The organism is Serratia sp. A07 (genome assembly GCF_058725505.1).
The window spans coordinates 1-7,595 of the sequence record NZ_JBZXDO010000069.1 but is presented as its reverse complement, the minus strand read 5'-3'; the positions used below and the strand labels follow the sequence as shown (position 1 = coordinate 7,595).

The 7,595-nt window shown below is 55.8% G+C and carries 9 protein-coding genes; 4 read left to right on the top strand and 5 right to left on the bottom strand.

Annotation, left to right across the window (positions count from 1 at the left end; all coding sequences use genetic code 11):
• Positions 1 to 56 precede the first annotated feature (56 nt).
• On the top strand, positions 57 to 968 hold the full coding sequence (locus AC4PR2_RS26970; protein ID WP_492175781.1) for a pesticin C-terminus-like muramidase: 912 nt from the start codon (positions 57 to 59) through the stop codon (positions 966 to 968).
• 50 nt (positions 969 to 1,018) lie between these two features.
• On the opposite strand, the gene AC4PR2_RS26965 is transcribed toward AC4PR2_RS26970, so the two are convergent.
• The 4 genes from AC4PR2_RS26965 to recA all read right to left on the bottom strand — a co-directional run bounded on the left by AC4PR2_RS26965 (position 1,019) and on the right by recA (position 4,416).
• Positions 1,019 to 1,444: a hypothetical protein gene (locus AC4PR2_RS26965; protein ID WP_265261877.1), complete on the bottom strand. Its 426-nt coding sequence runs from the start codon at positions 1,442 to 1,444 to the stop codon at positions 1,019 to 1,021.
• Between the two features lie 149 nt (positions 1,445 to 1,593).
• Positions 1,594 to 2,868 (bottom strand): translesion error-prone DNA polymerase V subunit UmuC, encoded by a 1,275-nt coding sequence (gene umuC / locus AC4PR2_RS26960; RefSeq protein ID WP_492175779.1) that lies wholly within the window; start codon positions 2,866 to 2,868, stop codon positions 1,594 to 1,596.
• 52 nt (positions 2,869 to 2,920) lie between these two features.
• Positions 2,921 to 3,301 carry a translesion error-prone DNA polymerase V autoproteolytic subunit gene (gene umuD / locus AC4PR2_RS26955; protein WP_492175778.1) on the bottom strand — a complete coding sequence of 127 codons (381 nt, stop codon included), beginning with the start codon at positions 3,299 to 3,301 and terminating at the stop codon, positions 2,921 to 2,923.
• Entirely contained in the window at positions 3,301 to 4,416 is a 1,116-nt protein-coding gene (recA, locus tag AC4PR2_RS26950; RefSeq protein ID WP_492175777.1) for a recombinase RecA, read from the bottom strand. Before recA ends, umuD begins: the two co-directional genes overlap by 1 nt.
• Positions 4,417 to 4,910: 494 nt before the next feature.
• Between recA and AC4PR2_RS26945 the strand changes: the two genes are divergently transcribed.
• From AC4PR2_RS26945 to AC4PR2_RS26935, 3 genes are all read left to right on the top strand, one after another.
• Positions 4,911 to 6,566, top strand: coding sequence for an S-type pyocin domain-containing protein (locus AC4PR2_RS26945; protein WP_492175776.1), 1,656 nt, complete (start codon positions 4,911 to 4,913; stop codon positions 6,564 to 6,566).
• A complete protein-coding gene (locus AC4PR2_RS26940; RefSeq protein ID WP_094887908.1) occupies positions 6,563 to 6,829 on the top strand; it encodes a colicin immunity domain-containing protein in 267 nt (88 codons plus the stop codon). Before AC4PR2_RS26945 ends, AC4PR2_RS26940 begins: the two co-directional genes overlap by 4 nt.
• 377 nt (positions 6,830 to 7,206) lie before the next feature.
• Complete coding sequence (locus tag AC4PR2_RS26935) at positions 7,207 to 7,452, top strand: helix-turn-helix domain-containing protein (protein WP_094887909.1); 246 nt, start codon at positions 7,207 to 7,209, stop codon at positions 7,450 to 7,452.
• Here the strand turns inward: AC4PR2_RS26935 and AC4PR2_RS26930 are convergent.
• A partial coding sequence (locus AC4PR2_RS26930) for a DUF1493 family protein (protein ID WP_492175780.1) occupies positions 7,449 to 7,595 on the bottom strand: 147 nt, incomplete at its 5' end. The genes AC4PR2_RS26935 and AC4PR2_RS26930 overlap by 4 nt on opposite strands.

The window sequence follows — 7,595 nt, the reverse complement described above, 5'->3', positions numbered from 1 at the left end:
TATCCGATTGATATGAGTTTTTAGGTAAGAAAGCAGGGAAAGTATAAGTCGTGGCGATGAAGGGGGAAAGTACTTCGGCTGCGCAGCAGACGAGCTCACGCCGCAGGCGTGCTACTGTTCTTGCTATCAATAATGATGTCTTTGATGCCACGAAACGTAACCAAAGTACCATCGATCCGCTGACAGGCGAACTCCCTTACGACGATACCGTCTCTATCGAGCGCGGTGATAAACGTCTGTTACTGACGTACAAGAATTTCAGTGACGCCCTGAACGAGCTTAATCGCCTGGGCGATGTCTGGAAGCAGGGGTCGATGATCCTGGTCTTATCTGACACGACGTTCATCACCTTCGGCGACGTCAACCAGATGACCTCATTCCTGTCCAACTCTAACCGTATCGCCAAAACGGAGTTTATCCGTGAGAAAGAGGGTTTTCATGCGGCCGGCTATGTTCCTCGTGATGCGGCCGGTAATGCTTTAGGCCAATCCGGCGTGACAATTGGCGTGGGTATTGACCTGGGGGGGCGTACCGCTCAATCCATGCTGAATGACGGCGTGCCGCAAAATCTGGTCGATATTTTAACGCCATACCTGGGACTGAAAGGGCAATCCGCGGTCGATAAGTTGAACCAGTCTCCCCTGTCATTGCCCGAATCACAGGCGATGGACATCTCCAATATTTATGTCAACCAATACTCAGCCGGCATGGCCAGCCGTTATTCCTCGGCGGCCGGCAGCCCGTTTAGCGCATTACCACTCAACACGCGTACTGCGATCGTCAGCGTTGCCTATCAGTATGGTCAAAACCTGGCTCAGGCGGCCCCCACGTTCTGGAGCTATGTCACGCAGAAGCAGTGGGCCAATGTGGTTAATGAACTCAACAACTTCGGAGACGCCTATCCGACGCGGAGGCAATCGGAAGCGGCATTGATCCAATCCGATATCAATAGCGGTAAGTTGAAATAAACTGACGCCTGGGAATTATGCCTTTCCAATTCCCAGGCATTTTATTTGGATCACTGCGCCGATGCACACGCTGAATTTTCGGCAATGACCTGAATAACCTTGTAAGTTCCCTGGGGACTTTTCTTCACAACGAGCTCCTGGCTGTTGTTGTAAGTCGGAGGGCCAGGTAACGCCTTGTCGTTAAAGCAAACCGTATAGGTTTCATTCTGTTTGTCTTCATCCAACACTTTCAACGCGTAAATCCAGCTCTTGTCCGAATTAGTTGCAGTTGCCATTCCTTTATCACTGGAAACTGTGATGCTTTTTAACTCAGTTAATGTTGTGCCCTGTTTCAAATGACGCGGCCCCAGAGAGTTGTGAAAGGAGGTCATATCCAGGCGGTTGAGAATTTCAGCGCTTGTGTTGTCGGCCGTTTGAGCGATGGAATAAAAACTGCTGCATAAAACCAGAGTTGCCAGCACTGCTCTTGTTTTCATCCTGCTTGTCCTTTTGAAAGTGATATGACGCTCTGTGATGGTAGCATCACAGATGCCGCATTCCAATGAAAGTGATAATCGCTATCATCAACCAGCGTCCACGTTTTTGTTTATTGAATTGAAATTCTCCGTTTCTCTGAAATCACGCGTTATTTCAGATGCACGACAGGCACGTCTTTCAGTCGTGTGGTCCAGGCCGGCGACAGCCGCTGCCGTTTCATCTTCCAGCCGTCTGCCCGGTCGGGAATGCCCTGCCCGGCAAACCACACCGGCGCCCGGCCGTCCTGATTGAGACTGTCGAGCAGCTGCATCAGCCGATCGCTGTTTTTGCGCGGCGGCGCGTCGTCAAACAGGCCGAACTGCGCCACACGTTCGCTGGTGAAATCGCCCAGCATCACGCCGCAGCGGTGATAGCGGTGGCCGGCGATGAAGATCCGTTCGAGCGCCCGCCGGGCGGCCTGAATGATGTCACGGCTGTCCTGGGTGGGCGTCGCCAAGCGGGTGGTCGCCTGATTGCCGTAATAGGTCTCGCCGGCGGCGAACGGACTGGTCGCCACGAACACCGAGATGTGCCGGCAGAACTGCCGCTCGCCACGCAGCTTTTGTGCCGCGCGCTCGGCATGTGCGCAGACTGCCTGGCTGACGCTGTCCAGCTCGGTGGGCTTGTCGCCGAACGAGCGGGAGCAGACGATCTGCTCCTTCGGCGCCGCAAATTCCTCCAGACCCAGGCAGGCGATGCCGTTCAGCTCGCGCACCGTGCGCTCGAGCACCACCGAGAACTGTCGGCGCGCCGCGGCCGCCGGCATGTCGGCCAGTTGCAGCGCAGTGGTTATGCCCATCGTTGCCAGCCGGCGGGCAATCCGCCGGCCAACGCCCCACACTTCCTCTACCGGCACGTGCGCCATCAGGCGTCGCTGGCGCGCCGGCGAACTCAGGTCGACCACGCCGCCGGTTTTGTGCCAGGTTTTGGCGGCGTAGTTGGCCAGTTTGGCCAGCGTCTTGGTCGGCGCGATCCCGACGCCCACCGTCAGGTGAGTACGGCGCCGCACCTCTTCCCGCAGCCGGCGTCCGAGAGATTCAAGCTGCGCGGCCGGGATACCGGCCAGATCGCAGAAGGCCTCATCGATGGAGTAGATCTCCAGTCGCGGCGTCAGCTGGCCAAGGATGGCCATTACCCGATGCGACATGTCGGCGTAGTAGGCATAATTCGACGAAAACGCCACCACGCCCTGCCGCTCTGCGTCCCGGGCGATTTTGAACCACGGCTCCCCCATCTTGATGCCGCAGGCTTTCGCTTCGCGGCTGCGCGCGACGACGCAGCCGTCATTATTGGACAACACCACCACCGGCCGGCCGCGCAGATCGGGGCGAAAGACGGTTTCGCAGGAGGCGTAGAAGCTGTTGACGTCAACCAGGGCAAACATGCGGGGTTCTCCGGGCTTTGCGGAACGGGCAGATGGCGATAACCGGGCCGGGTTACAGCGTGTGAATGGCATGGCGCACCACGCCGAAGATCACGGCCTCGATGTCGTCACCGAGAGGAATGGGCGCAAAGGCCGGATTGGCCGGCAACAGCATTGGCCGGGGCAGCAGCTGCAGGCGCTTGCAGGTGAACTCGCCGTCGACGGTGGCGATGACGATGTCGCCGTGCTGCGCCCGGTAAAAACATTCCACGACCAGCAGGTCGCCATCGAGGATACCGGCGTCCTGCATCGACTGCCCCTCGGCGAGTACCAGGTAGGTGCTCTCCGGGTGGCGGATGCAGATGTCGTCCAGCGACAGGCGCTGCTCGAGGTAGTCCTGCGCCGGCGACGGGAATCCGCAGGGCACGCCGGCGTCATAGAGGCGTACCAGCATCACACGACCTCCGGCGCGCTCTGCCAGGCATCATCATCCGGGGGCGTGTCCGCATCGGCTGAAGCCGCGGCCGGCAGTGCCGCCTGCAGATAGTGCGTGCGCAGCTGCGCGGTCAATGTGGCCACCAGGTCGGGACGGTCGCGCAGCCAGCCGGTGGCCTTCTCGCGCCCCTGCCCGATTTTCTCCCCCTGATACTCGTACCAGGCGCCTGTCTTGAGGATATATTTGGCGTCGACGGCCAGATCCAGCACTTCGCCCTCGAGAAAGATGCCGGCGCCGAACAGCAGCCGGAACTGCGCCTGGCGGAACGGCGGCGAGACCTTGTTCTTGACCACTTTCACCTTGGTATCCCGCCCGATGATGGTCTCCCCTTCCTTGACGTTGCCGGTGCCGCGCACGTCGAGACGCACCGAGGCGTAGAACTTGAGGGCGTTGCCGCCGGCGGTGGTTTCGGGGTTGCCGAACATCACGCCGATCTTCATGCGCAGCTGGTTGATGAAGATCACCACCGTGCGGGTGGTGTTGATGCTGCCCTTCAGCTTGCGCATCGCCTGGCTCATCATGCGGGCCTGCAGGCCCATCTGGGCGTCGCCGATCTCCCCTTCCAGCTCGTTTTTCGGCACCAGGGCGGCGACGGAATCGACTACCACCACGCCGACGGCGCCGGAGCGTACCAGGGCGTCACAGATTTCCAGCGCCTGCTCGCCGGTGTCGGGCTGGGAGATGAGGAGTTCACCGATATCGACGCCCAGCTGCTGCGCGTAACGCGGATCGAGCGCGTGCTCGGCATCGATAAAGGCGCACTGCAGCCCGGCGCGCTGGGCGCAGGCAATGACCGACAGGGCGACGGTGGTCTTGCCGGACGACTCGGGGCCGTAGATTTCGGTGATGCGGCCGACCGGCAGGCCGCCGCCGAGCGCGATGTCGAGGCCGAGCGAGCCGGTCGGGATACGCTCGACAGCCATGCCATGGTTGTCACCCAGGCGCATGATGGCGCCCTTGCCGAACGCCTTCTCGATGGCGGTGATGGCGCTTTGCAGCGCTTTGGCGCGACTTTCCTGTGTGCCGGCCGAGTCCTGCGGGGTGCGGGTGCGGGTGCGTGATGCGTTGCTCATTTTATGTTCTCCTCTGGTCGGAAACCGAATGCGTTATTATAATTATGCTGTATGTATAACCAGTATAATATAAATCTGAGGGGGAATGACAAGCGATAGGGCGCGACTTTCAGCTATTAGAGGAACAACTCGCTCATTTTGAAGTGGATTTTTTTCTGTCTCTGGGGTTTGAGGGCCAATGGAACGAAAACGTACGTTAAGGAGATAATTCATTGTTTAAGTTGAAATTTAATGCTCTCTAATCTCCTTTCAGAATATCCCCCGCGAGTATGACAGGTTGCAGAAACTGGAGTGGGAACGGACGCGCAGCCGGGATTTACCCACCTTTGTCACTGTGACAGCCGTCGCAGGCGGCTGCTTTTTTGTGTCATGTTTGGCACAGACGAGAATGATTATCATTTGATTGACGGGCTTGAGAGGAGGGTTTAGCATCAAACACTATATATAAATACAGTGTTTGTGTGCAAAATGACAGATATCAAAAAGGAGATTTTATGGAGCATAAATGGGAAGTTAAATACGATCCGTATAATTATAATAACGGGCTGCCACCTGAACCCGGATTATATTGGCAAAACGGATCTTGGAATTGGGAAAATGGAGAGGAAACCCTGACGGTCACTGCAATTCCGATCCCCGGGTTGGATGAAAAAGTCAAAGAATGTCTGGCCAATAATATTTGTTTTATCTGCGGAAAGAAAAATTGCCCATATATAAAAAACGACAAGCATTATCGTGAATTGCTGGATGCCTGTCGTCGAGGCGATGGTGCGAACGCAAAAAGAATATACATGCAGCGGTTTGCGCAATTTCTCCATGTATTCAGCGGGCAACGTAACGAAGGGTTGCAACGGGAACTGGACGCGCAGGCAAGAGCGAAAGCCGAAGCCGAAGCCCGCAAGGCCGAGGAAGCCCGCAAGGCCGAGGAAGCCCGCAAGGCCGAGGAAGCCCGTAAGGCCGAGGAAGCCCGCAAGGCCGAGGAAGCCCGTAAGGCCGAGGAAGCACGTAAGGCCGAGGAAGCACGTAAGGCTTTGTTCGACAAAGCCGGGGTGAAACCCGCTCCCGTGTATACATCGGCGATGGTAGCAGAAGCGAATAAGGCGCTCAAAGCGCCGGGTGCGATGGTGCTGAATCAGACGCCGGGGACGGCGCAGATGGCGTTGGCCGGAGCCGGAGTGTGGACAGCTGCCGGTGATGTGGCAGGCAGTATTACCAACTGGTTCAGTAATGCGCTGTCCAAACTGTCCGTCCCTGCGGTCAGTCCTGGGCTTCTTAAGGCATCGATGGCGACTCTTTGGTTCCATTCAAAACCTGCTGGTCAGGGTAGTGATCAAGTTCCAGGGCGCGACGTTCCTGCGCTGTTTGCGTTTCCGGCGCGGGCTCTGGCGGATGCGAAGGCTATAGAGGCCGGGATGAAAACCGTGAATATGCCGGCGCGTGGGAGTCTGGTGAAGAGCAATGGACAACTGGCGCTGCAGCTGATGAAAACCGGTAACGGCGGTATTCCGGCTGCGGTGCAGGTGCTGACGGGGGTGCGTGATCCGAAAACAGGTCTGGACCGTATTACCGTTCCGGCAATTGCCGGTGCAGGCGTCCCTGCGCGGACCATCCTGATTAACCCGGCTCAGCCGCCCTCAGCGCCGTCAAATACCGGCACTCCACCGCCTCCGGTCCCGGTGACCCCTGTCCATACTGGCACGGAAGTGAAACCGGTGGACACCATCACGGTGACCACGACGCCGGTCGCAGACCACAACGGACTACAGGATTTTATCTACTGGCGACCGGATGCGTCGGGAACGGGTGTGGAGCCGGTGTATGTAGTGCTGAGTGATCCTCTTGACTCGGGGCGATTTACGCGTAAGCAACTGGACAGAAAGTATAAACATGCTGGTGATTTTGGGGTTAGTGACACGAAGAAAAATCGTGAAACGTTGACTAAGTTCAGGGATGCTATTGAGGCGCATTTAGCAGACAAAGAAACCGTAGAGAAAGGGACATACCGAAGAGAGAAAGGGTCTAAAGTGTATTTCAATCCTAAAACTATGCGAGTTGTTGTTCTTAAACCTAATGGTGATTTTTTGTCAGGATGGAAAATCAACCCTGATGCAGAGAACGGTAAAATTTATTTGGAGACCGGTGACTTATGAACAAAATGTCGATAATTGAACTGGCTAAAAATTTCTTGGCCTCAAAAGTTACAGCTATTCAATTTTCTGAGCAAATATGCGTTGAAAGGCGGAAGCTATACGGTGTTAAGGATCAAGATAAAAATGTTCTAAATTGTGGTGAAGAGTTATTCATGGTAGCTGAACGCTTTGAACCTGAAGCTGATAGGGCGGACTATGAACTGGATGAATCTGGCTTAAGAAAGGAAGTAAAAGCTACATTGGAAAAGTTTAAACTTCTTTAACGTCCAGGATTTTCAAGTAATATCTATAGATAACGCCATCCTACAGGATGGCGTTTTTTATGCATGTAATTCGATGGGGGGACACAGGGTCTGACGCCCAGTGGAACGAAAACTCACGTTGAGATATTTTCTGCCGTTGACGCCGCTTTTAACGGCCTCAAACCCCTCTCTCAACTGTTGCGACTTAGCACGATTTCAGAGGGTCTGATCGTTATCTGCCATCCAGCTCCGGCAGACACAAGATGTTGTGTCTAAAGCAGCTGAATAAGGTACAAAATGTTGTGTTTCCAGGCGTGATCGTCACTTGCTGTTGGTGTCATTGTTTGCCAGATTACATTGCTGTAATATGACAAAATGACATGTTTTAGGGGGCGGTGATGACGGGGTTTGAGCTGAAACTATGGCGAACGGGACTGGGATGGACACAGGAACAGGCGTCAAAGGAGTTTGGGATTTCGATGCGTACCTACATCCGCTATGAGCATGCTGATCCGCCGAGGGCGATTGAGTTGGCCATCCAGGCCCTGTCTCTGGCCGCGATGTTGCCGGATATCGACGCACTGCCGGCAGATGCGTTACGACAGCGTGTCAGAACGCTGGCGGTTGACATCCAATCCGGCTAATACAGCCAGCGTCCGGCTTTGGCCGACTCGACCAGCATTCTGATGGTCAGCGGTTTTAGGGGCTGTTCGGGCACCTTTGAACCGAAAAACTCTGGGGCAAAATAGTGGGTGAATTCCATGCCGGCCGGATCGACATGCCATAT

Excerpts from the sequence above, each read along its gene's own strand:
- AC4PR2_RS26970 (WP_492175781.1), top strand. The coding sequence starts at position 57 with ATGAAGGGGGAAAGTACTTCGGCTGCGCAGCAGACGAGCTCACGCCGC.
- AC4PR2_RS26965 (WP_265261877.1), bottom strand. The coding sequence starts at position 1,444 with ATGAAAACAAGAGCAGTGCTGGCAACTCTGGTTTTATGCAGCAGTTTT.
- umuC (WP_492175779.1), bottom strand. The coding sequence starts at position 2,868 with ATGTTTGCCCTGGTTGACGTCAACAGCTTCTACGCCTCCTGCGAAACC.
- umuD (WP_492175778.1), bottom strand. The coding sequence starts at position 3,301 with ATGCTGGTACGCCTCTATGACGCCGGCGTGCCCTGCGGATTCCCGTCG.
- recA (WP_492175777.1), bottom strand. The coding sequence starts at position 4,416 with ATGAGCAACGCATCACGCACCCGCACCCGCACCCCGCAGGACTCGGCC.
- AC4PR2_RS26945 (WP_492175776.1), top strand. The coding sequence starts at position 4,911 with ATGGAGCATAAATGGGAAGTTAAATACGATCCGTATAATTATAATAAC.
- AC4PR2_RS26940 (WP_094887908.1), top strand. The coding sequence starts at position 6,563 with ATGAACAAAATGTCGATAATTGAACTGGCTAAAAATTTCTTGGCCTCA.
- AC4PR2_RS26935 (WP_094887909.1), top strand. The coding sequence starts at position 7,207 with ATGACGGGGTTTGAGCTGAAACTATGGCGAACGGGACTGGGATGGACA.